Raw genomic sequence first — 24,557 nt, 5'->3', positions numbered from 1 at the left:
TACCTGCGAGGTGCGTCATGACTATGCTTGCGAGATGAGTACGCCCATCCAGACACGTCATCCCTGTCCGCCTGGCGCTTGCGACTGCGGACGCGAACACCTGGCCGACGGCCCCGAGCGACGCGTCCTGCTGCTCACCCGCGAGGAAGAGAAGCGCCTGCTCGCCCGGTTGGAGAACCTCAAGGACCTGGACGACCTGCGCCACCTGCAACAGCGCCTCTTCGAGCAGCTGGGTATCCGTGTACATATCAGCCCTGGGCTCAATGAAGTGCGGACCATGCGCGGCATCGCCATCGAACTGGAGCCCCAGCCGGGCCTGTGTCGCAAGACCCGCCAGTCGATCCCTGCCGCCATTCGCCGTGGCCTCGAGCGCAACCCGCAAGTGGCCTTCCGCCTGCTCGACGCCCACGACCTGCTGCGCGACGCCTGAGCCTCAGCGCATCGCCGCCAGCTTGATGCCGAAGCCGACCAGGCAGGCGCCGGCCAGCCGTTCGAGCAGGTTGGCGATGCGCGGGCTGGCGCGCATGCGCTCGGCCAGTCGGTGGGTAAGGAACACCGCGATCAGGCCGTAGAGCAGAGTCAGCCCGGCCACGGTCAGCGCCATGAAGGCGAAGGTGACCACGCCCTGGTGGCGCACCGGGTCGATGAACAGCGGGAAGAACGCCATGTAGAACATGATCGCCTTGGGGTTGAGCAGGGTGATCATCATGGTCTGGCGCAGGTAGCGGCCGCTGGCCATGCGGCTCTCGCGCGGGGCGCCGCCGGGCTTGCTCAGCACCATGCGCAGGCCGAGCCAGGCCAGGTAGGCGGCGCCGGCCCACTGCACCACGTGGAAGGCGGTGGGGTAGGTGGCCAGCAAGGTGGCCACGCCGGCCACCGCCAGCCACATCAGCACCTGGTCGCCAAGGATCACCCCGAAGGTGGCGGCCAGCCCGCCCTTGATGCCGCCCTTGCCGGTGGCCGTGATCAGGGCGAAGTTGCCGGGCCCGGGGATCGCCAGGAGGATGAGGAACGCGATCACGAAAGCGCCGTAGTCGGTCACGCCGAGCATGGGGATTCTCCTGGTGGAGGTGGGCAGGCAGACTTCGATATATGCCATCATTCGCCGCGTTTGCAAAGCCACGACGTTACAGGGAGGTGAAGATGGCGTTCAGTGCGGATGAGCGGGCGGTGCTGCTGGCGGTCAAGGGCGTGGGCCCGACCGTGGTGCAGCGCCTTGAACAACTGGGATATGGCTCGTTGGCACGGCTGGCCGAAGCCGATGCCTTGCAGATCGTCACCGAGGCTGCTGGGTTGGTGGGCAGCAGTTGCTGGAAGAACAGCCCCCAGGCACGAGGGGCGATACAGGCGGCGATTGCCCGGGCCAGAGAGCATGTCCCGCAGGGCGCGTGCCCCGCCAGCGGCGCATAAAAAAGCCCCGAAGACCAAGGCTTTCGGGGCAAACGGTTGGGGGAGGAACCAACCAAAGGAGTCTTCACATCAGGGGGCGGTCAGCGCGAACTGGCCACCACTTCGGGTTGCCAGCCGCCGCCAAGCGCCTTGTAGATCGCGACGATGCCGCTGTAGAGCTCGACCTCGCCCTGGGCCTGGGCGTCTTCGGCGCTCAGGCGCTCGCGCTCGGCGTCGAGCAGCACCAGGTAATCCACCGTGCCTTCGCGGTAGCGCACCGAGGCCAGGTCCGCCGCCTTGCGGCTGGCGTCGCTCTGGCGCATCAGCGCCAGCAGGCGCTGTTGGCGCTTGCCGTAGTCGCTGAAGGCGTTGGAGGACTCTTCCAGGGCCAGCAGCACTTGCTGTTCGTAGTTGGCCAACGCCCCTTCGGCATCGGCCTTGGCGCCGCGCAGGCGGGCGCGCACGCTGCCCAGGTCGAACGCCGCCCAGGTGATGCTCGGGCCCAGCGCCCAGGCGTTGGCCGCCGAGGAGCCGATCTGCGAACCGCGGGCGGCGGTGAAGCCGAGGAAGCCACTCAAGCTGACCCGCGGGAACAGGTCGGCGGTGGCCACGCCGACGTTGGCCGTGGCCGCAGCCAGCTGGCGCTCGGCGCTGCGAATGTCCGGGCGGCGGCGCAGCAGCTCGCCGGGGTCGCCCACCGGCAAGGCCTTGGCGATGGCCGGCAGGGCCTTGGGCGACAGGTCCACGGCCATCGCGTCCGGGCGCTGGCCGAGCAGGGTGGCGATGCGGTTCTTCGCCCGTACCTGTTCGGCCTGCAATTGCGGCACGGTGGCTTCGACACCCGCCAGGCGGGCGTCGGCGCGCACCACGTCGAGCTCGTTGCCGACCCCGGTGTCGCGCAGGGTCACGGTGATGTCCCGCGACTGCTGCTGGGTCTTCAGGTTGGCCACGGCGATCTGCTCGCGCAGTTGCGCGCCGCGCAATTGACCGTAGGCGTCGACCAGCTCGGCGATCAGGCTGACCTGCAGTTGCTGCAGGTCGGCCTCGGCCGCCGCTTCCTGGGCTTCGCTGGCCTCGATCTGGCGCTGGATGCGGCCGAACAGGTCAAGCTCCCAGGCCATGTCCAGGCCCAGGTCATAGCGTTCGCTGTTGACCCGGCGCTCGGTCTGGCCGGGCACCTGGCCCTTGCCCAGGTCGCTGCTGGCGCGGCTGGTGACCACGGGGATCTGATCATTGGACACGTCCTCGCGAATCGACCGCGCCGCTTTCAGGCGGGCGAAGGCCACGCGTAGGTCGCGGTTGCCGTCCAGCGATGCCTGCACCAGCTGGTTCAGCACCGGGTCGTCGAACTGTTTCCACCACACGCTCTCGAAGCGGCTGCGGTCATAGGCTTTGGCTTCAAGGCCGGCGTCCAGCTTGGCCGGTTCGGTCAGCGGGGCCTGGTAGTCCGGGCCCACCGCGCAGGCCGCCAGGGCCAGTGCCAGCAGGCTCGGGGTCAGGGGTTTGAGCAACTTCATGCATGGTTCTCCAGGGCCACGGCGTGCTCGGCCTTGCGGGCCTGGCGACGCTCGACGAAACGGCGGATCAGGAAGAAGAACACCGGGGTCAGGAACAGGCCGAACACGGTCACCCCGATCATCCCCGAGAACACCGCCACACCCATGGCGTGACGCATCTCGGCACCGGCGCCGGAGGAGAACACCAGCGGCACCACACCCATGATGAAGGCGATCGAGGTCATCAGGATCGGACGCAGACGCAGACGGCAGGCTTCCAGTACCGCAGCCAGCGGGTCGAGGCCCTTGGCCTGTTCATCCTTGGCGAACTCGACGATCAGGATCGCGTTCTTGCACGCCAGGCCCACCAGTACGATCAGGCCGATCTGGGTGAAGATGTTGTTGTCGCCACCGGAGATGATCACCCCGGTGATGGCCGACAGCAGGGTCATCGGCACGATCAGGATCACCGCCAGCGGCAGGCTCCAGCTTTCGTACTGAGCGGCCAGCACCAGGAACGCCAGCAGCACGCACAGCGGGAACACGAACAGTGCGGTATTGCCCGAGAGGATCTGCTGGTAGGTCAGGTCGGTCCACTCGAAGGTCATGCCGTTGGGCAGCTCTTCCTTGAGCAGCTTCTCGATCGCAGCCTCGGCCTGGCCGGAGCTGTAACCGGGGGCCGCAGCGCCGTTGATTTCGGCGGTGATGAAGCCGTTGTAGTGCATCACGCGGTCAGGCCCCGAGGTGTCGCTGACCTTGAGGAAGGTCGCCAGCGGGATCATCTCGCCCAGGTTGTTGCGCACCTTCAGCTGGCCGATCTGTTCGGCGTCGAGGCGGAACTGCTGCTCGGCCTGGACGTTGACCTGATAGGTGCGGCCAAAGCGGTTGAAGTCGTTGGTGTACAGCGAGCCCAGGTAGACCTGCAGGGTGTCGAAGATGTCGTTGATCGCCACGCCATGGGTCTTGGCCTTTTCCCGGTCGATGGCGGCATCGACCTGCGGCACGTTGACCTGGTAGCTGGTGAACAGGCCCGCCAGTTCCGGCACGTTGTGGCTCTTGGCGATGATGTTCTGGGTTTCCTTGTACAGCGCTTCATAGCCCAGGTTGCCGCGGTCCTCGATCTGCAGGCGGAAGCCGCCGATGGTGCCCAGGCCTTGTACCGGCGGAGGCGGGAAGATCGCGATGTAGGCATCCTGGATATCGGCGAACTGGGCGTTCAGCGCGGCCGCGATGGCTGCCGCCGACTGGCTCGGGTCCTTGCGCTCGTCGAACGGCTTGAGCGGGGTGAACACGATGCCGCTGTTCGGGCTGTTGGTGAAACCGTTGATCGACAGGCCCGGGAAGGCCACCGAGTCGGCCACGCCTGGCTGCTTGAGGGCGATCTCGCTCATCTTCTTGATCACCGCCTCGGTACGGTCGAGGCTGGCGGCGTCAGGCAACTGGGCGAAGGCCACCAGGTACTGCTTGTCCTGGGCCGGCACGAAGCCGGTCGGGGTGGACGAGAAGCCCAGGTAGGTCAGGCCCATCAGGCCGGCATACACGAACAGGGCGATACCGCTGGAGCGGATGACCCGGCGCACGCCACCGACATAGCCATGGCTGGCGCGGTCGAAGAAGCGGTTGAACGGGGCGAACAGCCAGCTGCCCAGCAGTTTTTCCAGGAACCGCGAGAAACGGTCCTTGGGCGCGTGGTGGTCCTTGAGCAGCACGGCGGCCAGGGCCGGCGACAGGGTCAGCGAGTTGAACGCCGAGATCACGGTGGAGATGGCGATGGTCAGGGCGAACTGTTTGTAGAACTGCCCGGTAAGGCCCGAGATGAACGCCGCCGGCACGAACACGGCGCACAGCACCAGCGCCGTGGCGATGATCGGCCCGGTCACTTCGCTCATGGCCTTTTGCGTGGCTTCCAGCGGTTTCAGGCCCAGTCCGATGTTGCGTTCGACGTTCTCCACCACGACGATGGCGTCGTCCACCACGATACCGATGGCCAGCACCAGGCCGAACAGCGATAGCGCGTTGAGCGAGAAGCCGAACAGGTGCATGACCGCGAACGTACCGATCAGCGACACTGGCACGGCCAGCAGCGGAATGATCGAGGCGCGCCAGGTCTGCAGGAACAGGATGACGACCAGCACCACCAGGACCAGCGCTTCGAACAGGGTGTGCACCACCGCCTCGATGGAGCCACGGACGAACACGGTCGGGTCATAGACGATGCTGTAGTCCATGCCTTCGGGGAAGTCCTTCTTCAGCTCGGCCATCTTCGCCCGCACTTCGTCGGAGATCTCGATGGCGTTGGAGCCCGGACGCTGGAAGATCGGGATGGCCACCGCCGGCTGGTTGTTCAGCAGCGAGCGTAGGGCGTACTGGCTGGAGCCGAGTTCGACCCGGGCGATGTCCTTCAGGCGGGTGATCTCGCCGTTGGCACCGGCACGGATGATGATGTTCTCGAACTCTTCCTCGTTGACCAGGCGGCCCTGGGTGTTGATCGACAGCTGGAAGCTGGTCGAACCGGGGGCGGGCGGGGCGCCGAGCTGGCCGGCGGCGACCTGGCGGTTCTGCTCGCGGATCGCGGCCACCACGTCGCTGGCGGTCAGGTTGCGCGAGGCGGTCTTGTTCGGATCGAGCCACACGCGCAGCGAGTAGTCGCCCATGCCGAACAGCTGCACGTCGCCCACGCCGCCCAGGCGCGCCAGCTCATCCTTGATGTTGAGGATGGCGTAGTTGGACAGGTAGAGCATGTCATAGCGGTTGTCCGGCGAGGTCAGGTGCACGACCATGGTCAGGTCGGGCGAGGCCTTGTCGACGGTGATGCCGATACGGGTCACTTCTTCCGGCAGCTTGGGCTGGGTACGGGTGACGCGGTTCTGCACCTGCACCTGGGCGTTGTCCAGGTCGGTGCCCAGGGCGAAGGTGATGGTCAGGGTCAGCTTGCCGTCGGCGGTGGATTGCGATGACATGTACAGCATGTTCTCGACACCGGTGATGGCTTGCTCAAGCGGCGCGGCGACGGTCTCGCCGATCACCTTGGGGTTGGCGCCGGGGAAGTTGGCGCGCACCACCACGGTGGGCGGTACCACTTCGGGGTATTCGCTGATCGGCAGCTGGAACAGCGAGATGGAACCTGCGATCAGCAGCACCAGCGACAGCACCGCGGCGAAGATCGGCCGGGTAATGAAGAATTTCGAAAAGTTCATCGGTGTTGTCCCTTAACCGCGCGGCGCTTGGGCGCTGGCGACTTTGACATTGGCGCCGGCAACCTTCGGCGCCGGGTTGCTGGCCTCCAGGGCCTGACGCTGCTGGGCGAGGGCGGCGAGGGTCTGCTCGCTGGCCATCTGGGTTTCCTCGGGCGTTACCGGCGAGCCAGGGCGCACGCGCTGCAGGCCCTTGACCACGATGCGGTCGTCCTTGCCCAGGCCGCTGCGCACGATACGCAGGCCTTCGAGCTTGGGCCCCAGTTCCACGGCGCGGTAGGCGGCCTTGTTGTCCTTGTCCATGACCAGCACGAATTTCTTGCCCAGGTCGGTGCCGACCGCTTCGTCGTTGATCAGCACGGCGTCGTACTGGGCGCTGCCGACCAGCTTCAGGCGCGCGTACAGGCCGGGGGTGAACTGGCCGTCGCGGTTGTCGAACACGGCGCGGCCACGGATGGTACCGGTGCGCGGGTTGACCTGGTTGTCGACGAAGTTCATCTGGCCCAGGTGCGGGTTGCCGGTCTCGTTGGTCAGGCCCAGGTACACCGGGGTGCTCTGGCCGCGCTGGCCGTCGCGGGCCAGTTGGCTGTACTTGAGGTACACGCGCTCGTCGGCGTCGAAGTAGGCGTAGACCTTGTCGGTGGAGACCACGCTGGTCAGCGGGGTGACGTCGGCCGTGACGATGTTGCCGGCGGTGAACTGGGCGCGGCTGACCCGGCCGCTGATCGGCGCGGTGACGCGGGTGAAGCTCAGGTTCAGGCGGGCCAGGTCGAGCTGGGCCTGGATCGCGTCGACCCCGGCGCGGGCCTCGGCGGCGGCGCTGGTGCGCGACTCGGCCAGTTCCGCGGAGATGGCGTTGCTGTCACGCAGGCGCTCGCCACGGCGGGCTTCGTTGGCGCTGCGGATGGCGGTGGCCTTGGCTTGTTGCAGCTGGGCTTCGAGGCGGCGGACTTCGGCCTGGAACGGGCGCGGGTCGATCTGGAACAGCAGGTCGCCTTTTTTCACCTGGGCGCCTTCGGTGAAGGCCACCAGGTCGACCTGGCCGGACACCCGCGGGCGTACCTCGACGGTTTCCGGCGCTTCGAGGCGGCCGGTGAACTCGTCCCATTCGTTGATCGGCTGTTCGATCACCTTGGCTACGCTGACTTTGGGCGCGGCGGGAGCCTGCACGGCGTCGGGGGTGCGACCGCAAGCGCTGAGCACCACCACTGCCAGGGCAGCGAGGGGGAAGCGCAAGGGTTTGAGTGAGTGATCCATGGAGAACTCCGCCGAGATATTAGTAGTGGGCGGAGTTTGAGTGTCTTGCGCGTGACGCACGAATCAAATGGAGCGAAGGTTATTATCACGGGCAATGATATGTCGGGTGCCATCATCAATCATGACGCATGGGCACCCATCAGAATTGCGCAGTCAGCGCGGCCCGCCAGCGGCCTTTTCACGCAATGCCTTGGCCACCTTGGCCTCGATCTCGTAGGCGGGGCCCTCCAGCGCCTGGTAGTCACGGGTGTACTGCTGGGCGAAGCCCTCGACGCCCAGCGCCTGATACTGCTGCACGTGCTTGAGCTCATGGGCCCACAATGCCACGTTGTCCTCGGCATCGGCGGGGCGGCGGAAGATGACCGTGTCGATCAGGGTCACGGCGTTGACGTCCGGGTTCTGCAGTAGTGCGTTGGCGGCGCTGATCTGCTGTTCGTTGCCGACCCGGTAGCGCGCCGCGTCGAGCACGGCGAAGTCGTACCAGGGTTCGAGCTGGGCGCGGATATGCAGGGGAATCGGCTGCGTGCCATTGGCGGTGGCTTCGTCGCGGGCCTGGCGCAGGGCGAACACCAGGCTGCCGGTGGCCATGCGCTCGACATCCTGCAGCACCTGGCCGCCTTGGTTGGGGTCGATGGGCGCGCAGAAGCATACCACCAGGCAGACCTGGTACTGCCCGGTCGGGCAGCTGTCCTGGGCGAAGGCGGGCAGGGTCATCAGCAACCCCAGCAGCGTGCTAGCGAACTTCATCGAAGACCTGCTCGACCAGCTTGCGGCTGGCGTCCAGCACCTGTGCCTGCACCGGTTCGCTGGCCAGCATGCGCCCCACCACCAGCGCGCCGACACACTGGCTGAGCAAGGCCCAGGCCAGATCGGGATCATCCAGGGTTTCGCTCCAGGCCTCATGCAATTCCAGCAGCCAGTGTTCGGCCTGTTCGCGCACTGGCCGTTCGGCGCGGGCGATCTCCACCCCCAGTGGCGGCAACGGGCAGCCGCCTTCGGCATTGTGCAGGTGCGCCAGGCTCAGGTACTGGTCGAGCAGGCGCTTGAGCCGCGCACGATCGGTGCCACGTTCGACCAGGCGCGCCAGCGGGCTGTTGGCCAGCTCGCGGCGGACGATCTCGCTGAACAGGTCGTCTTTGGACGGGAAGTGGTTGTAGAAGGCGCCGCCGGTCAGGCCGATGGCCTTCATCAGCCCGGCCACGCCAGTGGCGGCGAAACCGCCGCGCTTGGCCAGGGCGCCGCTGCTGGACAGCAGTTTTTCGCGGGTCTGTTGCTTGTGGTCGGTGGCATAGCGCATGCGCGCAACCTCGTGGTGTGGGCTTGACGATGAGCTGATCGTAGCATAGCGTTCGTTTACTAAACGATCATTCATCAATGGAGCGGTCCATGGCAGAACAACAAAAAGTCGTGCTGGTGATCGGGGCGGGTGATGCCACCGGCGGCGAGATTGCCAAGCGTTTCGCCCGCGAGGGCTACATCGCCTGCGTGACCCGGCGCGAGGCGCAGAAGCTGCAGCCGCTGCTCGCCGAGATTCGCGCCGAGGGCGGCCAGGCCCATGGCTTTGGCTCGGATGCGCGCAAGGAAGAGGAGGTCGCCGAGCTGGTGGAGACCATCGAGCGCGATATCGGCCCGATCGAGGCGTTCGTCTTCAACATCGGCGCCAATGTGCCGTGCAGCATCCTCGAGGAGACCCCGCGCAAGTACTTCAAAATCTGGGAAATGGCCTGCTTCGCCGGCTTTCTCACCGCCCAGGCGGTCGCCCGGCGCATGGTCACCCGAGAGCGAGGCACCATCCTCTTCACCGGTGCCACTGCTGGCACCCGCGGCGCGGCCGGTTTCGCCGCCTTCGCCGGCGCCAAGCATGGCCTGCGCGCCCTGGCCCAGAGCATGGCGCGGGAACTGGGGCCACGGAACATCCATGTCGGCCACGTGGTGGTCGATGGTGCCATCGACACCGCCTTCATCCGCGACAGCTTCCCTGAACGCTACGCGCTCAAGGACCAGGACGGCATCCTCGATCCTGCGCATATCGCTGACAGTTACTGGTTCCTGCATGCGCAACCGCGTGATGCCTGGACCTTCGAGCTGGACCTGCGCCCGTGGATGGAGCGCTGGTAAATCCCTCCCTCATACAAGGATTGAATCATGAGCAAGACCGTCGAGTTCTTCCTGGACCTGGGCAGCCCGGCCACCTACCTGGCTTCCACCCAGCTACCCGCCCTGTGCGCGCGTCATGGGGCGCGGTTGGTGTACAAGCCGATTCTATTGGGTGGGGTGTTCCAGGCCACCGGCAATGCCTCGCCGGTAATGGTGCCGGCCAAGGGGCGCTATATGCGCATCGACCTCAAGCGTTATGCCGATCGCTATGGCGTGCCGCTGACCCTGCCGCCGGGGTTCCCGGTCAACACCCTGAACCTGATGCGCGGGCTGATCGGCATCCAGTTGTTTGCCGAAGAGCGTTTCGAGGCGCTGTTGAAGGTGTTGTTCGAAGGGTTGTTCGTGCACGGGCGCAATCTGGCAGATCCCGCGGTACTGGATGAAACCCTGGCCGCCGGCGGCTTCGAGGCCGAGATGTTTCACGAACTGGCCGCCCGGCCCGAGGTCAAGGACGCCTTGCGCAAAGCCACCGAGGAGGCGGTCGAGCGCGGTTTGTTCGGGGCGCCGACGTTCTTTGTCGACGGGCAGATGTTCTTCGGCCAGGACCGCCTGGATTTCGTCGAGCAGGCCTTGGTCAGGCAGGCATGACTGGAAGCAGTCGCTCTATCTGCCTGCGTTCCCAAAGGCTCAGGTGATCGACCGGATTGGTGCCGTAGCGGTGCCAATCGTCCAGCGTGCCCAGCCGTCCATCCGGACACTGGCAGTGGCTGCAGTGGGCCAGCCCCTCGCTGTCCAGCACCAAGGTCAGGCGCCAGCCTTCGACCAGCACCTCGACCTGCCCACCGGCCAAACGAGCGACCGCCACCAGCGGGCGGACGCCAAGGGCGGCATCACGCAGGCACTGGTAGGCCTCGCGGCTGGCAACGGTGGTCATGCGCGGGTCAGAAGTTCGCCGGGGTGTTGGCGCTGATGATCTCGGCCTCGTCGGGGCCGATGTTCTTGAAGCTGTGGGGCAGGGTGGTGGGGATGTAGTAGCCGTCGCCGGCATTGAGGATGCTCACCTGGCCATCGACCCACAGTTCCAGGGTGCCACGGGTGACCAGGCCGCATTCCTCGCCTTCGGCATGCACGATCGGCTCGCCGGAATCGGCACCCGGTGCGTACAGCTCGCGCAGCATGCGCATCTGCCGACCTTCGACGCTGGCGCCGACCAGCAGCATGCGCAGGCCGTTGCGGCCCAGGTCGGGTTGTTCGCCGCCACGGAACACATAGCGCTCCTCGCGCACCGGCTCGTCGAAACTGAAGAACTCGGCCAGGGACATGGGGATCCCTTCGAGCAGTTTCTTCAGGGAGCTGACTGAAGGGCTGACCCGGTTCTGCTCGATCTGCGAGATGGTCGAGTTGGTCAGGCCGCTGCGGCGGGCCAGCTCCCGTTGGGAGAGGTTGTTGCGTTCACGCACCAGTTTGAGTCGTGTCCCCGTGTCCATAGCCGCCTTGTTTGCAGAGGTGTCAAAAATAATGGGCGAGGCATTAAAACACACTCTGCACGCTTGCGCGCTGTGCGCGTCAGTGGCGCTGGTCGGACGCTGCCGGCCACAGACCGACCAGTAACAGCAGGGCGCCCACGGCCAGGAACGGCAGGCGCGGATCGAGGGCGTAGACCAGGGCGCCGGCCAGTGGCCCGATCACCGCGCCCATGCCCTGGGCGGCGCCGATCGAGCCGGCCGTCGCACCTTGTTCGCTGGCGTGCATGGCGTTGGCCGCCAGCGCCGAAAAGGCCGGGAACACGAAGCCCATGCCGAACGCGGCGACGAAGAACGCGCCCCATAGCCACGGCGCGCTGGTGGCCAGGGCCGCGGCGGCGAAACCAAGCCCGGATACGCAGGCGCCGACCTTGATCATCTTCAGAGGTGGCCATTCCAACTGGCGCAGGAACACCTGGGCCAGCATCAGCGCCACGCCCACGCTGGTAAGGGCGATGCCCGCGGCCTGGGCGGCGGCGCCGGCCTCGAGTTGCAGGCGGTCGAGGGCGAAGAAGCCGACGGCGATCTGCGACACGGTGATGCTCAGCATGGCGCTGAAGGCCACCAGCAGAGGCCTGCGCAGGCGCGGGTCGGACAGTCGCACCGGGTTGGGCGCATGGGGCTGGGCCAACGGCTGTGGCTTGAGCTTGAACAGCAGCACGACGAACGCCGTAGCCGGCAGCAGCGACAGCACATAGAACGGCATGCTCAGGCTGTAGCGCGACAGCAGCGCGGCCAGGGCCGGGCCCAGTACCAGGCCGACCGCGTTGGCCGCACCCAGCGAGGCCATGGCCCGGGCCCGGCGCTGCGGCTCGACGTGATCGGCGATCAGCGCGTTGCCGCCCACCGGCAGCGCGGCATAGAAGGCGCCGATCATGCCCCGAGCCAGCATCAGGCCGAAGAAGGCCAGGGTCGCGCCCGGCAGCCAGCGCAACGCGCCGTCGATGAACAGGCACAGTACCCAATAGGCCAAGGTGAAGCCGCCGCTGCCCAGCAGCAGTACCCGGCGCCGGCCAAGCCGATCGGCCAGGCGCCCCCAGGGCCGGGCCAGCAGCACCCAGACCACGCCGGCCACGGTCACCGCCGCGCCGGCCTGCCAGGTGGCCATGCCCAGCAAGCGGGCGATCGGGCCGATCAGGGCGACGAAGGCCATCATCGACATGGTGCAGGCCATGTTGGCCAGCATCAGCGGGCGCAGGTCCAGGGTGCTGGGCGGGCTGCTCACCGGGGCAAGCGTGGCAGGGTCCTTTGCGGCGTTCATAAGGCAGTCCAGGGCAGTTCGACGAAATGAGCGCCGATGTTAGTAATTATTATTTACATTTGTCGAGCCCTGGCGGTGCTCATTCACCGCGACGCAATGGGCCTGGCCACATGCTACGCAAGACGCCGTCGCGACGCACCAGGCCATGCACCAGGGCTGCGCCCAGGTGCGCCAGCACCGTGGCGAACAGCAGGTAGCCGGACCAGCCGTGGGCCTGGCGTAGCACGGCGTAGAGCTGCAGGTCGTGGGGGGCGATGGCGGGCAGTTGCAGCGGGCGGGGGTAACCGCCTGCCGAGAGCATCGCCCAGCCGAGCAGCGGCATGGCCAGCATCAGCCCATACAGCAGCAGGTGCGAGGCGCCGGCGGCCAGGCGCTGCAGGGCGGGCAGGTCGCGAGGCAGTGGCGGGTGCGCCAGGCTCAGGCGCAGGACGATGCGCAGGATCACCAGCACCAGCAAGGCCAGGCCGGTGGCCTTGTGCAGCTCGACCAGCCAAGGGTGGCGGGGCGACAGGTCGGCGACCATGCTCACGCCGATGAACAGCATGGCCAGGATCAGCACGGCCATCAGCCAATGCAGCAGCCGGGCCAGGGGGTGAAAGGCAGTGGCGCTCATGGGCGGGCTCCTTCGGTCAGCGACTCGTGGCTGCGGCGGTTGAACGACACCGAATAGGCTGCCGAGCGGGCGGCGAGGATCGGGTCGGCGGAAGGTTCGATGCCGTGGGGCAGGATCAGCGGGTCGAAGTTCAGGTCGCGGCAGGCGCCTTGCTCGGGGCCGTCGACCTGCTCCAGGACCAGGGTGCCGGCATAGAGGCTGCGGCGTTCGGCGGGCCACGGACGGGCAGGGTCGTCCACCGGATCGCCGGGCTCGGCCAGGGTCAGGCGCAGGGTCCAGCGCAGCGGGCCCTGGGCCAGGCGTTGCCGCAGGTCGTGCTGCAGGAACTGCTTGTCGTCGACCTGCGCGGGCAAGGCGGCGTAAGGCGCCTGCGGCTCCAGTGCCCAGCGCACCGGGTGCGCCTGGCCGTTGGCATCGATCAGGCGGAAGGCGTTGATGCTGTTGTAGGCGGTGCTGGCGAAACTGTCGCTCGGCTTGTAGCTGGCCGCCCACTGGCGAAACGCCGCGCTCTCCGGGTGGGCGGCGAAGAAGGCTTGCAGCCTGGCCGGGTCGGGTTTGCCGGTGGCCGGGTCCGGGGCGCCGGCCAGGACCTGTTCATAGAAACCTTCGACCGTGCTCACAGCCAGTACCGGCGGGTTGTTCATGCCGGTGCGCCAGACCTGGCCGTCGTCGCTGGTCAACTGCACCGCCAGACTGCGCACCGGTATGGCGGTGTCCGGCGCGAACGGATTGGCGCCGCCGATGGCGAAGCGGCCGATCACCGGCACTTTCTGCTGGCTGAACACCCGGGCGCTGGACAGCGAGGCGGCCTGGCCGCTGGCCTGGAAGTAACCGCTGACACACAGGCCCTTGGCATGGTTCTTCCGGTAGCCGGGGTGGTGGCCGGCCTGGGCTTCGAAGGTGTCGATGATGCGTTGCGGGGTCAGCCTTGGCGCGTCGATCCAGCCGGCGGCGTAGGCGAAGCCTGCGCCCAGGGCGGCCAGCGTGGCAGCGATGGCGGCCAGGCGCAGGGCCTTGGCGGGGCCGTGCAGGGGAGTAGTCATGGGAACGGTCCGGTCAGGTGGAATGAACCGGTACGACGCAGGGGCAAACGATTTATTCCCGGCGGGGGAATAGATTCCGTGCCCGCGCGTCTGCCTTGTACACTGACAGCCCGCAGGGCCCCGGAACCCGACCATGCACGATCTGGACGACCAACAATGGCGCGAGCTGCTGCAGCGCCTGCGCCGCTTCGCCCTGTGGCTGACCCGCGAGCCTGGTACCGCCGACGACCTGGTCCAGGCCACGGTCGAGCGCGCCTTGAGCCGTCGCGGCCAGCAGCGTGATGCCGACAGCCTGCGCCCCTGGCTATTCACCATCCTTTACCGGCTGTTCCTCGACGGCAAGCGCCGCGAGCGCCTGCATGCGCGCTGGCTGGCCTGGTTCGGTCGGGGCCAGGCCGAGGAGCCGACGGGCGGCGAGATCGAGAGCATCGTGCTGGCCCAGGCCGACTTGCAGGCTTTCGCCCGCTTGTCGTCCGAGCAGCGGGCATTGCTGTTGCTGGTCAGTGTCGAAGGCTTGAGCTACAAGGAGGCGGCCGAGACGCTTGGCATCCCCATCGGCACCGTGATGTCGCGCCTGTCGCGTGCCCGTGCCGCCCTGCGTGAACTGACCGAGGGCAGCCCTACGCCCCCGGCCTTGCGGAGACTCAAATGACACGCCTGATCCCCACCGAGCACGAACTGCACGCCTATGTCGACGAGCGCCTGGAGCCGGCGCGCCGGGCCGTGGTGGAGGCCTGGCTGGCCGCCAATCCGCAGGAGGCCGTGCGCATCGAGGCCTGGCGTGCCGATGCCCGGCGCCTGCGTGCGGCCCTGGCCGGCTTTGGCGAGCGGCCGAGCGATCCGGAGCTTGACCTGGCGCCGCTGCGTCGCCGCCTGCGTCAACGCCGGCAGCGCCGCCTGGCAGCAGCGGCGGTGCTGATGCTGGCGGTAGGCCTGGGCGGGCTGGGCGGCTGGCAGGCGCGTGAGGCGACGCTGTTCGCTGGCATGCTGCCCATGGCCGACGCCGTGCAGGCGCACCGGTTGTTCGCCGATGCCAGCACGCTGGACATCGAGGCCCGCGAGCCGGCACGCCTGCAGGCTTGGCTGAGAACCCACTTCAACCGTGTCGGCCGCTTACCGGACCTGGCCGGCTATGGCTTCCAGCCCGTGGGCGCGCGCCTGCTGAGCAACGAGGCGGGGCCGGCGGCCTTGCTGGTATTCGAGGATCGCCAGGGGCAGCGCATCAGCCTGTTCCTGCGCTCACCGGGCGAGCATTTCGAGCGAATGCCTACCGGCCAGCGCACCGATGGCCAGCTGGAGGCTCGCTATTGGTCCCATGGCGATTACAACTTTGCCCTGGTCAGCGCGGCGGACGATGCCCGTGGCGAGCAGCTGCGGCAGGCGTTGGGGGTCAGTCTGTAGGGCGTGATCAAGGCGCTAAACGAGTGTCCTTTCCATGGCGCCCACCACCAGACCCTCCATCAAGCCCATGCCCTCAGCTTCACCCAGGCCCTTGCCGCGCAACATCCCGGGCAACTGGTTCAACAGCGTTGCCAGCACATGCCCAGTGGCCGCCAGGGTTTCCCCGGCCAACCGCGCCTGTGGCGCAATCAGGCGTAGCAGCCCGGTTTCGTAGCGCTCGCGCAAAGCCGCAAGGCGCGCCTGTTGGTCCTCGCTCAGGCAGCAGAAATCCCGCTCGGCCAGGCGGAACTGCAACGGCCGCTCGCCATGCAACTGCCAGTGCGCGGCGATCAGGCAGGCCAGTACCGGCTTGCCCTGGGCCCGCGCCCGGCGCCCCTGGTCCAGGGTCGCCTGCAGTTCCTCGTACAACTCCTCGATAAGGTCGTACAAAAGGTCCTGCTTGCTGGGGAAGTGGTGGTATAGCGAACCTGCGGTCAAGCCCACGTGCGCCGCCAGCTCACGCATGCTGACCTGGCCGAAGCCTTTCTCGGCGAACAGGGCCATGGCCCGGTCACGCCGCTCCTCGAAATTGGCGCAGCGCAGCGCCGCAGTGACCGGGGCCATGGCGCGGTTCCTCTAGTAGGTGAAGAAGCCGCGGCCGCTCTTGCGCCCCAGGTAGCCGGCGGCAACCATTTCCTTGAGCAGCGGCGCGGGGCGGTACTTGCTGTCGTTGAAGCCTTCATGGAAGGCCTCCATGATCGCCAGCAGCGTGTCCAGGCCCACCAGGTCGGCCAGCGCCAGCGGGCCGATCGGCTGGTTGCAGCCCAGGCGCATGCCGGTGTCGATGTCCTCGGCGCTGGCCAGGCCTTCCTGGAACACGAAGATCGCTTCGTTGATCATCGGCACCAGGATGCGGTTGACCACGAAGCCTGGGCGGTTGCCGGCGGTGATCGGGGTCTTGCCGAGCCGCTCGGTGACCAGCAATGCCTGGGCATAGGTCGCGTCGCTGGTCTGCAGGCCACGGATGATCTCGACCAGCGCCATCATTGGCACCGGGTTGAAGAAGTGCACGCCGATGAAGCGCTGCGGCTGCTCGATGCTGGCCGCCAGCTGGGTCACCGACAGCGACGAGGTGTTGGTGGCGATCAGGCACTCGGCGCCGACGTTGGCCGCCACCTGCTGCAGGATGCGCTGCTTGAGGGCGAGGTTCTCGGTGGCCGCCTCGATCACCAGTTGCGCGCTGGCCAGCTGGGCGTAGTCGGTGCTGGTGCGGATGCGCGCCTTGGCCGCGCTGGCCTTGTCGGCGTCGATGGTGCCCTTGCCGACCTGGCGCTCGAGGTTCTTGCCCAGGGTCGCCACGCCACGCTCCAGCGCCGCGTCGGAAACGTCCACCAGCAGGACCTGGTAGCCGGCCAGCGCGCACACCTGGGCGATGCCGTTGCCCATGGTGCCTGCGCCGATCACGGCGATGTGTTCGATGTTCATGCTGCTGACTCCTGTCAAACGCGTTCGAAGACGATGGCGATGCCTTGACCGCCGCCGATGCACATGGTGGCCAGGGCGTAGCGGCCCTGGACGCGGTGCAGTTCATGGATGGCCTTGGTGGCGATGATCGCGCCGGTGGCGCCGACCGGGTGGCCGAGGGAAATGCCCGAGCCGTTGGGGTTGACCTTCTCCGGGTCGAAGCCCAGGGCGCGGGCCACGGCACAGGCCTGCGAGGCGAAAGCTTCGTTGGACTCGATCACGTCCAGGTCGCTGACCTTCAGCCCGGCTTTCTCCAGCACCTTCTGCGTCGCCGGGATCGGGCCCAGGCCCATCAGCGCCGGCTCCACGCCGGCGTGGGCGTAGGCGACGATCCGCGCCAGCGGCTTGAGGCCCTGGCGGCGTACGGCGTCGCCGCTGGCCAGGACCAAGCCGGCGGCGCCGTCGTTGATGCTGCTGGCGTTGCCGGCGGTGACCGTGCCGTCCTTCTTGAACACCGGCTTCATGCTGGCCAGTTGTTCGGCGCTGGCATCGGTGCGCACGTTCTCGTCCACGGCGAACTGTACGCTGCCTTTGCGGGTCTTGATCTCGATCGGCACGATCTGGCCGTCGAAGCGGCCTTCGGCGATGGCGCGGGCGGCGCGATGCTGGCTGGTCAGGGCGACCTCATCCTGCATCTCGCGGCTGATGCCATGGGCCGCCGCGACGTTCTCGGCGGTGATGCCCATGTGGAAGTGCTCGAACGGGTCCTGAAGAATGCCGACCATGTAGTCGATGCCTTGCAGGTCGCCCATGCGTGCGCCCCAGCGCGCTTGCGGCAGCAGGTAGGGGCCGCGGCTCATGGCTTCGGCGCCGGCGGCCAGGGCGATGTCGCTGTCACCCAGCAGCAAGCCCTGGGCGGCCGAGACAATGGCCTGCAGGCCCGAGCCGCACAGGCGGTTGACGCTGAAGGCCGGGGTTTCCTTGGGGATGCCGGCGTTCATTGCCGCGACCCGCCCCAGGTAGGCATCGCGTGGTTCGGTGGGGATCACGTTGCCCATCACCACATGGCCGATCTGCTCGGCGGACACGCCCGAACGCTCGATGGCGGCGCGGGTGACCTGGGTGGCGAGGTCGGCCAGGGGCAGGTCCTTGAGCGAACCGCCGAAGCTGCCGATGGCCGAACGTACCGCACTGACGACGAAGATTTCTGTGCTGCTCATGGGGGCTCCGTATTCGAAGGCGTGGCGGGGCGCGGGAGGCTCTGCGAGAATGGCGCCCACACCCAGCGGGGGTGGATCGAGTCTAGGCAATGGCCTGCGGGCGGCCTATGCCGGATCTGTTCAGACAACCTGGCATTTTTTGCCACTCAGCATAGACAGCGGACTTTTGCCATGCGCGATAGCGATACGGTCGCGGTGTACTTCCTCAATGCCATGGTTCACGCCCTGCGCGACCGGCCCCAGGCGCGGGACGCCCATCTGCGGGCGGTGGGCATCGACCCGCAGGTACTGGCCCAGCCGCTGGCGCGGGTGCCGGCCAAGGCCTTCGCCCAGTTGTGGCTGGCGCTGATCGACGAGCTGCACGATGAGTTCTTCCAGCTCGACAGCCACGGCATGCCCCTGGGCAGCTTCGCCCTGATCTGCCGCGGGTTGATCCAGGAACCGACCCTGGGCAAGGCGCTACGTCAGTGCCTGGGCAGTTTCGCCCTGTTCCTGCGTGACCTGAACGGCAATGTCACGGTGCGTGGCGCGCGCACCGTGATCAGTGTGGAGTCGAGCATCGCCGATCCGCTGACCCGGGTCTACGCCGAGGAAACCTACCTGGTGCTGGTGATCGGCCTGCTGTGCTGGCTGGCCGGCCGACGCATCGCCATCGACCGTACCGAGCTGGCCCTGGCGCGCCCGGCGCAGGAGGATGACGCATTGCTCTGGGGGCCGGACCTGCGCCTGGGCAGCGGGCGCACCGAGGTGGAGTTCGACAGCGCCTGGCTGCGCCTGCCGGTGGTGCAGGATCTGGCGGGGTTGAAGGGCTTTCTGCGCAGTGCGCCGCAGGGGCTGGTGATCCGCTTTCGCAACCAGAATGGCCGGGTGGCGGAGGTCTATCGTCATTTGCGCGCCCTGCATTACGGGCAGTGGCCGACGCTCGACGCCATGGCCGCACGGCACAAGCTCAGCGCCAGCAGCTTTCGCCGCCAGTTGGAGCGCGAAGGGCGCTCCTACCAGCAGATCAAGGACGAGGTGCGCCGGGCAATGGCCTTCGAGCTGCTGCGCGAAGGCCATCTGAGCATCGCCGAGATCGCCGAGCACACCGGCTTCCAGGAGCCCAGCGCGTTTCACCGGGCGTTCAAGAAGTGGACCGGACAGAGCCCGGGCAGCTACCGGGCCAAGCGTGCCGCATCGGCTTGATCAGCGGTCAGGGCTGCAAGGGCTCGGGCCTGAACAACGGCTTCTTCATCACCGCTTTGATCCACACCACCGCGATCAGTGAAACCACCGCCAGCACCAGCCCGGCGGTGCCATAGATCTTCAGGCTCATCTCGGGGCTGGGCGATGCGTTCCAGATCGCATACAGCATGCCGCCGATGCCGAACAGTTGCGGCAGCGGATAGAACCGCGTGCGGAACGGCCGAGCCAGGTGCGGGTAACGATGGCGCAGGGCGATCACGTCCAGGTGCACGATGATGTAGGCCAGCAGCCAGGCCAGCGCGGCGGCCAGCAGCAACAGGTTGATCGCCGCCGCGTCCTGGCCCATCAGCAGGATCGGCAGCCCGGTGATCGCCGCCACGAACAGCACGGCGACCCACGGTGTGCGGGCGCGCGGGCTGAGCTGCTTGAACTGGGGGAACGCCTGGCCATTGCAGGCCATGCCGTAGAGCATGCGCGGGATGGCCGCCAGCGAGGTGTTGAGGGTGCTGCAGGTGGCGGTGACCGCGGCGATCACCAGGAACACTTCGCCGGTCTTGCCGAACACCGTGGTGGCGAACAGGTAATGGGGCAGGGCATCGCTGCCGAGCGCCTCGCGTGGCACCAGGAATAGCGCGCCCAAACCGTACAGGCCGATGGTGATGAAGATGACGGTGAGGCCGATGATCATCGAGCGCGGGATGTTCCGCTCGGGCTTGCGGGTTTCCTCCACCAGCGAGCAGACGAACTCGGCGCCGACGAAGCCCCACACGGCCATGGCGGTCAGGGCCAGCACCCCGGCGCCCATGGGGTTCCAGTCACCCTGCAGCAGGGTGGTGGTGACACCCTCGGCATGCCCTTCGCTGATCGCGGCAACCCCGAGGATCAGCAGCACGATGACCATGACCACAGCCATGGCGCTCTGCAGCTTGGCGAAGAGGTCGATCCCCATGAGGTTGAGGCCGGTAAACAGGGCGAGCACGCCAAAGGCCACCGAGTATTGCGGGAACACCCCGGGGTAGACCTTGCCGACGATCAGGTCGAGCAGCAGCAACTCGGCCGACAGCGCGAACATGGCCACCACCACGTAGCCGGAAAAGGTCGCGAGGATGGCCGGGAAGTGCCCCAGCGCGACCTCGGTGTAGCTCGACAGGCTGCCGGCGCGCGGCACCAGCAGGGCCAGCTCCGAGAACGAGAACGCATAGCTCAGGGCCAGCAGGTAGGCCAGCCCGAGGGGCACGATGAAGCCCAGGCCGGCGGCGCCGACCCCCTGCAGCATCATCACCATCACCCCTTGCGACACCACCAGGCCGACGGCCACCGCCAGCAGCGAGCCCAGCCCCAGGACCCGGCGAAAGCCGGCTTGATCGTGCTGCACGCTGGCAGGCACGGACGCACTTGCACTCATGACAGTTCCCCGCTCTTTGTTGTTTTAGTGCGCAGATACTGGGACAGGGTGGCAGGCGGGGAAATTAGTAAATATGTGGTTGGTGCAAAGGAAAAAGCTGGGTTGGCCGGGGGTTGTTGCGCATTCCTTTCGCCGTGGTTCGTCGCCACGACAAGCTGGCTCCCACAGGGACAGCGCAAGGTTTGAGGTTTGCGCGGTCGGTGTGGGAGCCGGCTTGCCGGCGAAAGGGCCGCAGGGCGGCCCTGGTGCTCAGAATGTCGCCTTGACCTGCAAGCCGAGCACCAGCGCGTTGTCGATGTCCTTCCCGGAAAACGCCCCCGGCTCGACGATGTACTGCACGTCCGGGCGCAGGTTCAGCCACGGCGTGGCCTGGTAGCCGTAGCTCAGCTCAATCAGTTGCTCGGCGCTGTCGATGTCGGGGAATGGCTGGCCGGCATTGAATGCGGCATCCTCGAGCACGTCGCGGCTGCGCGGGTTCGGCACTGCGCGCCCGTAACCCAGCGCCACGGTATCCCGAGGCCGGCCCGCGAACGGCTGGTACAGCACCACGCCGGCACCGTACCACTTGGTGAATGGCGAGGCAGCCTTGCTCGAGGCCGAGTACTGGCCGAAGGCGTGCAGGCTGCGCCCCGGCAATGCCGGGTCGTTCCACACGGCCTGGTCGACCAGCAGGTAATGGCCACCGCGACCGGCGACTTCCTCGCTGCTGCCGATGCGTTTCACGTTCGAGCTGTCGTAGTAGTAACCGACCTTGTATTCGCCCGGCAGCTCGCCACGCAGCTTGTAAACCAGTTCCAGCGGGAGCACGGTGCCGGTGCTGTGCTTGGGCCCCAGGTGCCAGGCACGGCTGGAATTGCCGTTGCTCTCGGGGTCGACGTTGAACGCCGCAACGCGCAGTTGCCAGTCCGGCGCCAGGTCGTACTTGAGCCGCGCACCTAGGTGAGCGTTGGGGTAGTTGGTCCAGCCGCTGCCGCCGGACATGTTCAGCGGGTGGCCGCAGAAGCCGGCGTTCATGAAGTTGCACAGGATGCCGCTGTCCAGCCCGCCGAGGTCGTTGCCCATGGCCATGTAGCCGAGCTTGAGGTTGAGCGAAGGTGACAGGTTGCGCTCGTAGCTCAGTTCGGTGAGGCGGGTGTAGAGGCCACCGTAGTTTTCCTGGATCGGCAGGCGGTTGCCCACCAGGTCCTCCGAGGCGCTGTTGCCGCGGCGGTCGTTGATGGTCAGCTGGACCTTGCCGCCGTTGTCGAGGCCGTACAGTTTCGACAGGTCGAACTGCGCGCCCAGCTTGAGGTTCTGCGAGTAGCGGGCTGAACGGTGCAGGCCGCCGTGGGCGTTGTAGGCGGTCTCGCCGCTGTAGTCGCCGGTGAAGGTGATGCCGTCTGCCGCGAGCTGGTGGCGCAGGCCGCCCCAGTCGCCGGTCAGGGTGTTGTCGGCGGCGAATGCAGTGGTGCTGGCGAGGGCAAGGAGCAGGGTGGGGGTGAGGCGTGAAACGGATGACATTGCGAAGTCTCGGGTGGTCTGAAAGGGCCTCATCGCCGGCAAGCCGGCTCCCACAGTGAGTGCGCGCACCCTGTGGGAGCCGGCTTGCCGGCGATACAGGCGACGCGATTTATGGCAATGCGTACGCCATCACATAGTCGCCGCGGTCGGTCGACTGGCGCGCACCGCCGGCAGTGACCACCACGTACTGCTTGCCGGTCCTGGGCGATACATAGGTCATCGGGCCGCCCTGGCTGCCGACCGGCAGGCGGGCTTTCCAGATCTCGCTGCCGTTACTGCTGTCGTAGGCGCGCAGGTAGAAATCCTGGGTGCCGGCGATGAACACCAGGCCTCCCTGGGTGGACAGGGTGCCGCCGAGCGTGGGCAGGCCGATCTTGATCGGCAGGTGCATGCGGATGCCCAGGGGGCCGGTGTCCTCGACGGTGCCCACCGGCACCTGCCAGGCGACCTGGCGGGTCTTCATGTCGATGGCGCTCAGGGTACCGAACGGCGGTGCCTGGCACGGGATGCCAGCCACCGACAGGAAGCGGTTCTTGTTCACCGCATACGGGGTGCCCTTGAGCGGCACCGCGCCCATGCCGGTGTTCAGTGCTTCGCCACCGGCGGCGGCATCACCCTTGTTCTGCGACGGGATCATCTGGATCCACAGGCCCAGGCGCATGTCGTTGACGAAGATGAAACCATGCACCGGGTCGGTGGAAATGCTGCCCCAGTTCATCCCGCCCAGCGAGCCCGGGAAGCTCAGCGACAGGTCGGTGCCGGGCGCGGTGTAGAGGCCGTCGTAGCGCATCTTCTTGAAGTCGATGCGGCACAGCAGCTGGTCATAGGGCGTGGCGCCCCACATGTCAGACTCGGTCAGGGTCTGCGCGCCGATCTGCGGCATGCCTACCGATTTCGGCTGGGTTGGCGAGTATGGCTCGTTGGGGATGTTGCTTGGCTTGACCGGCACTTCATCGACCTGCGTGAGCGGCTTGCCGGTGGCGCGGTCGAGCACGTAGATCTGCCCGGCCTTGGTGCCGATCACCACGGCCGGCACGCTGCTGCCGTCATCCTTGGTGAAGTCGATCAGGCTTGGCTGCATCGGCAGGTCGAAGTCCCAGAGGTCGTTGTGCACGGTCTGGTAGACCCACTTCTGGTTGCCGGTGGTGGCGTCCAGGGCCAGCACCGAGGCGCCGTAGGTGTGGTCGAGCTTGTTGCGCTCCACGCCGTAGATATCGGTGGACGAGGAGCCCATCGGCAAGAACACGGTGTTCATCGCCGGATCGTACGACATCGGCGCCCAGCTGTTGGGAGTGCTGCGCACGTAGGTGCCGTCGCCTTGCGGGGCAGCGCGGTCTTCCGGGTTGCCGGGGTCGAAGGCCCAGCGCTGGGCCCCGCTGATCACGTCGAAGCCACGGATGACGCCGCCGGGCATGTCGGTCTGCACGTTGTCGGCCACGCGCCCGCCGACCACCACGGTAGTACCGGCCATCAGCGGTGCCGAGGACAGCTGGTAGTAGGAATCCGGGACATCGCCAAGGCCGGCCTTGAGGTCGACCTGGCCGTTTTCGCCGAAGCCCTGGCAGAACGCGCCGGTGTCGGCGTCGACGGCGATCAGGCGGCCATCGATGGTGTTGGTCAGCAGGCGGCGCTGGCAGTTGGCGCCGGCCGGCACGCTGGCCAGAGTGATCGGTGAACTGTTCGGCTGGCTCGGTTGGGCGATCGGCGTGGTGGCGTCGAAGTAGGCCATGCCACGGCAACGCTGCCAGACCTTGGACTGGGCGTTAATGGCGTTCTTCCACAGCTGCTTGCCGGTGTCGGCGTCCAGCGCGATCAGGTTGTTGTGCGGGGTGCAGATGAACACCTTGTCGCCGACCTGCAGCGGGGTGAGCTGGTCTTCGGCGCCATTGCCGTCGCTGAGGGCGACGTCGCCGGTGTGGTAGGTCCAGGCGACCTTGAGCTTGTCGACGTTGCCGCGGTTGATCTGGTCCAGGGCGGCGAAACGGCTGCCGCCTTCGGTGTTGCCGTAGTGGGCCCAGTCCTTCTGTTGCTGGCCGGGCTCCACCGGGGTCAGGCCCGGGCCGTTGCCGGTGGGGGCGACGCTGGGGTGGGCAACGAACATGTTGCCGGCGGCGATCGCCAGGGCCACGGCCAGCACGCCGGCGATGCCATAGGCACCGCGCGCCTTGTGGCGCACCAGTAGCGGGTAAACCAGCGCGACCACCAGGCCGATGGCGGCGAACATGAACAGGCGCGAGAACAGCGGCCAGAACACCAGTCCGCTGTCGGCCACGGCCCAGATCGCGGTGCCGGCGAGGAACAGGGCGTACAGCCAGGCGCCGGCGGGTTTGCCTCGGGCGATGAGCAGGCCGGCGAGGGCCATGGCCAGGCCGCCGGTCAGGAAGTACCAGGAACCGCCCAGGCCGGCCAGCTTGAGGCCGCCGGCGGCCAGGAGCAGGCCGAGCAGGGCGATGACAACGCCCAGGCCGACCAGGATGAAGGTTGAGGCGCCACGGGCGCGGGGTGAGTCTTTCATGCCAGGGATCTCGCA

24 protein-coding genes are annotated in these 24,557 nt (G+C 67.2%); 7 read left to right on the top strand and 17 right to left on the bottom strand.

From position 1 onward, the window contains the following. Positions 1 to 34: 34 nt before the first annotated feature. Positions 35 to 430, top strand: a complete 396-nt coding sequence (locus tag DFS21_RS12510) for a hypothetical protein (protein ID WP_111532407.1) — start codon at positions 35 to 37, stop codon at positions 428 to 430. A gap of 3 nt (positions 431 to 433) precedes the next feature. Here DFS21_RS12510 and DFS21_RS12505 read toward each other — a convergent pair whose 3' ends face one another. Beyond that, entirely contained in the window at positions 434 to 1,051 is a 618-nt protein-coding gene (locus DFS21_RS12505) for a LysE family transporter (RefSeq protein WP_038705946.1), read from the bottom strand. A gap of 92 nt (positions 1,052 to 1,143) precedes the next feature. Between DFS21_RS12505 and DFS21_RS12500 the strand changes: the two genes are divergently transcribed. Beyond that, positions 1,144 to 1,410: a Pathogenicity locus gene (locus DFS21_RS12500; protein ID WP_046855896.1), complete on the top strand. Its 267-nt coding sequence runs from the start codon at positions 1,144 to 1,146 to the stop codon at positions 1,408 to 1,410. 80 nt (positions 1,411 to 1,490) lie between these two features. On the opposite strand, the gene DFS21_RS12495 is transcribed toward DFS21_RS12500, so the two are convergent. The 5 genes from DFS21_RS12495 to DFS21_RS12475 form a co-directional block, all read right to left on the bottom strand. Continuing rightward, positions 1,491 to 2,906 (bottom strand): efflux transporter outer membrane subunit, encoded by a 1,416-nt coding sequence (locus DFS21_RS12495; protein WP_111532406.1) that lies wholly within the window; start codon positions 2,904 to 2,906, stop codon positions 1,491 to 1,493. Next, entirely contained in the window at positions 2,903 to 6,082 is a 3,180-nt protein-coding gene (locus tag DFS21_RS12490) for an efflux RND transporter permease subunit (protein WP_110699477.1), read from the bottom strand. The genes DFS21_RS12495 and DFS21_RS12490 overlap by 4 nt, the downstream gene beginning before the upstream one ends. A gap of 12 nt (positions 6,083 to 6,094) precedes the next feature. Further along, positions 6,095 to 7,336: a multidrug efflux RND transporter periplasmic adaptor subunit MexE gene (mexE, locus tag DFS21_RS12485; RefSeq protein ID WP_111532405.1), complete on the bottom strand. Its 1,242-nt coding sequence runs from the start codon at positions 7,334 to 7,336 to the stop codon at positions 6,095 to 6,097. 153 nt (positions 7,337 to 7,489) lie between these two features. Further along, entirely contained in the window at positions 7,490 to 8,083 is a 594-nt protein-coding gene (locus DFS21_RS12480; protein ID WP_110699475.1) for a DUF4157 domain-containing protein, read from the bottom strand. Continuing rightward, complete coding sequence (locus DFS21_RS12475) at positions 8,070 to 8,633, bottom strand: TetR/AcrR family transcriptional regulator (RefSeq protein ID WP_110699473.1); 564 nt, start codon at positions 8,631 to 8,633, stop codon at positions 8,070 to 8,072. Before DFS21_RS12475 ends, DFS21_RS12480 begins: the two co-directional genes overlap by 14 nt. Before the next feature lie 89 nt (positions 8,634 to 8,722). Between DFS21_RS12475 and DFS21_RS12470 the strand changes: the two genes are divergently transcribed. Then, complete coding sequence (locus DFS21_RS12470; RefSeq protein WP_046855892.1) at positions 8,723 to 9,454, top strand: SDR family oxidoreductase; 732 nt, start codon at positions 8,723 to 8,725, stop codon at positions 9,452 to 9,454. A gap of 27 nt (positions 9,455 to 9,481) precedes the next feature. Continuing rightward, the gene (locus DFS21_RS12465; RefSeq protein WP_111532404.1) at positions 9,482 to 10,081 is read left to right on the top strand and encodes a 2-hydroxychromene-2-carboxylate isomerase; all 600 of its coding nucleotides are present in this window, start codon (positions 9,482 to 9,484) and stop codon (positions 10,079 to 10,081) included. Here DFS21_RS12465 and DFS21_RS12460 read toward each other — a convergent pair. From DFS21_RS12460 to DFS21_RS12440, 5 genes are all read right to left on the bottom strand, one after another. After that, positions 10,068 to 10,367 carry a hypothetical protein gene (locus tag DFS21_RS12460; RefSeq protein ID WP_111532403.1) on the bottom strand — a complete coding sequence of 100 codons (300 nt, stop codon included), beginning with the start codon at positions 10,365 to 10,367 and terminating at the stop codon, positions 10,068 to 10,070. The genes DFS21_RS12465 and DFS21_RS12460 overlap by 14 nt on opposite strands. A 7-nt stretch (positions 10,368 to 10,374) precedes the next feature. Beyond that, positions 10,375 to 10,920: a cupin domain-containing protein gene (locus tag DFS21_RS12455; RefSeq protein ID WP_023631327.1), complete on the bottom strand. Its 546-nt coding sequence runs from the start codon at positions 10,918 to 10,920 to the stop codon at positions 10,375 to 10,377. 79 nt (positions 10,921 to 10,999) lie between these two features. Beyond that, on the bottom strand, positions 11,000 to 12,217 hold the full coding sequence (locus DFS21_RS12450) for an MFS transporter (protein ID WP_110699467.1): 1,218 nt from the start codon (positions 12,215 to 12,217) through the stop codon (positions 11,000 to 11,002). 79 nt (positions 12,218 to 12,296) lie between these two features. Further along, positions 12,297 to 12,830, bottom strand: coding sequence for a cytochrome b (locus DFS21_RS12445; RefSeq protein ID WP_110699465.1), 534 nt, complete (start codon positions 12,828 to 12,830; stop codon positions 12,297 to 12,299). Continuing rightward, entirely contained in the window at positions 12,827 to 13,873 is a 1,047-nt protein-coding gene (locus DFS21_RS12440) for a catalase family peroxidase (RefSeq protein WP_111532402.1), read from the bottom strand. Before DFS21_RS12440 ends, DFS21_RS12445 begins: the two co-directional genes overlap by 4 nt. A 133-nt stretch (positions 13,874 to 14,006) precedes the next feature. On the opposite strand from DFS21_RS12440, the gene DFS21_RS12435 reads away from it, so the two are divergent. Both DFS21_RS12435 and DFS21_RS12430 read left to right on the top strand, forming a co-directional pair. After that, positions 14,007 to 14,525, top strand: a complete 519-nt coding sequence (locus DFS21_RS12435; protein ID WP_111532401.1) for a sigma-70 family RNA polymerase sigma factor — start codon at positions 14,007 to 14,009, stop codon at positions 14,523 to 14,525. Next, positions 14,522 to 15,274, top strand: coding sequence for an anti-sigma factor (locus DFS21_RS12430; protein WP_111532400.1), 753 nt, complete (start codon positions 14,522 to 14,524; stop codon positions 15,272 to 15,274). Before DFS21_RS12435 ends, DFS21_RS12430 begins: the two co-directional genes overlap by 4 nt. 15 nt (positions 15,275 to 15,289) lie before the next feature. Here the strand turns inward: DFS21_RS12430 and DFS21_RS12425 are convergent, their stop codons facing one another. The 3 genes from DFS21_RS12425 to DFS21_RS12415 are packed head-to-tail and all read right to left on the bottom strand — an operon-like array spanning position 15,290 to position 17,937. Then, positions 15,290 to 15,877, bottom strand: a complete 588-nt coding sequence (locus DFS21_RS12425; protein WP_111532399.1) for a TetR/AcrR family transcriptional regulator — start codon at positions 15,875 to 15,877, stop codon at positions 15,290 to 15,292. Positions 15,878 to 15,889: 12 nt separating this feature from the next. After that, positions 15,890 to 16,738: a 3-hydroxybutyryl-CoA dehydrogenase gene (locus tag DFS21_RS12420; RefSeq protein WP_111532398.1), complete on the bottom strand. Its 849-nt coding sequence runs from the start codon at positions 16,736 to 16,738 to the stop codon at positions 15,890 to 15,892. Positions 16,739 to 16,752: 14 nt separating this feature from the next. Further along, entirely contained in the window at positions 16,753 to 17,937 is a 1,185-nt protein-coding gene (locus DFS21_RS12415) for an acetyl-CoA C-acyltransferase family protein (protein ID WP_110699455.1), read from the bottom strand. 171 nt (positions 17,938 to 18,108) lie between these two features. Here DFS21_RS12415 and DFS21_RS12410 point away from each other — a divergent pair, with 171 nt between their 5' ends. Continuing rightward, positions 18,109 to 19,122, top strand: coding sequence for an AraC family transcriptional regulator (locus DFS21_RS12410; protein WP_111532397.1), 1,014 nt, complete (start codon positions 18,109 to 18,111; stop codon positions 19,120 to 19,122). Positions 19,123 to 19,129: 7 nt separating this feature from the next. Here DFS21_RS12410 and DFS21_RS12405 read toward each other — a convergent pair whose 3' ends face one another. The 3 genes from DFS21_RS12405 to DFS21_RS12395 form a co-directional block, all read right to left on the bottom strand. Further along, positions 19,130 to 20,527 carry an APC family permease gene (locus tag DFS21_RS12405; protein WP_111532396.1) on the bottom strand — a complete coding sequence of 466 codons (1,398 nt, stop codon included), beginning with the start codon at positions 20,525 to 20,527 and terminating at the stop codon, positions 19,130 to 19,132. A gap of 249 nt (positions 20,528 to 20,776) precedes the next feature. Further along, positions 20,777 to 22,027, bottom strand: a complete 1,251-nt coding sequence (locus DFS21_RS12400) for a carbohydrate porin (protein WP_111532395.1) — start codon at positions 22,025 to 22,027, stop codon at positions 20,777 to 20,779. Between the two features lie 109 nt (positions 22,028 to 22,136). Next, a complete protein-coding gene (locus DFS21_RS12395; RefSeq protein ID WP_111532394.1) occupies positions 22,137 to 24,542 on the bottom strand; it encodes a glucose/quinate/shikimate family membrane-bound PQQ-dependent dehydrogenase in 2,406 nt (801 codons plus the stop codon). Positions 24,543 to 24,557: the final 15 nt, after the last annotated feature.

This window comes from Pseudomonas sp. 2848 (assembly GCF_003253945.1).
GTDB lineage: Bacteria > Pseudomonadota > Gammaproteobacteria > Pseudomonadales > Pseudomonadaceae > Aquipseudomonas.
This window is presented reverse-complemented; position numbering and strand designations above follow the sequence as displayed.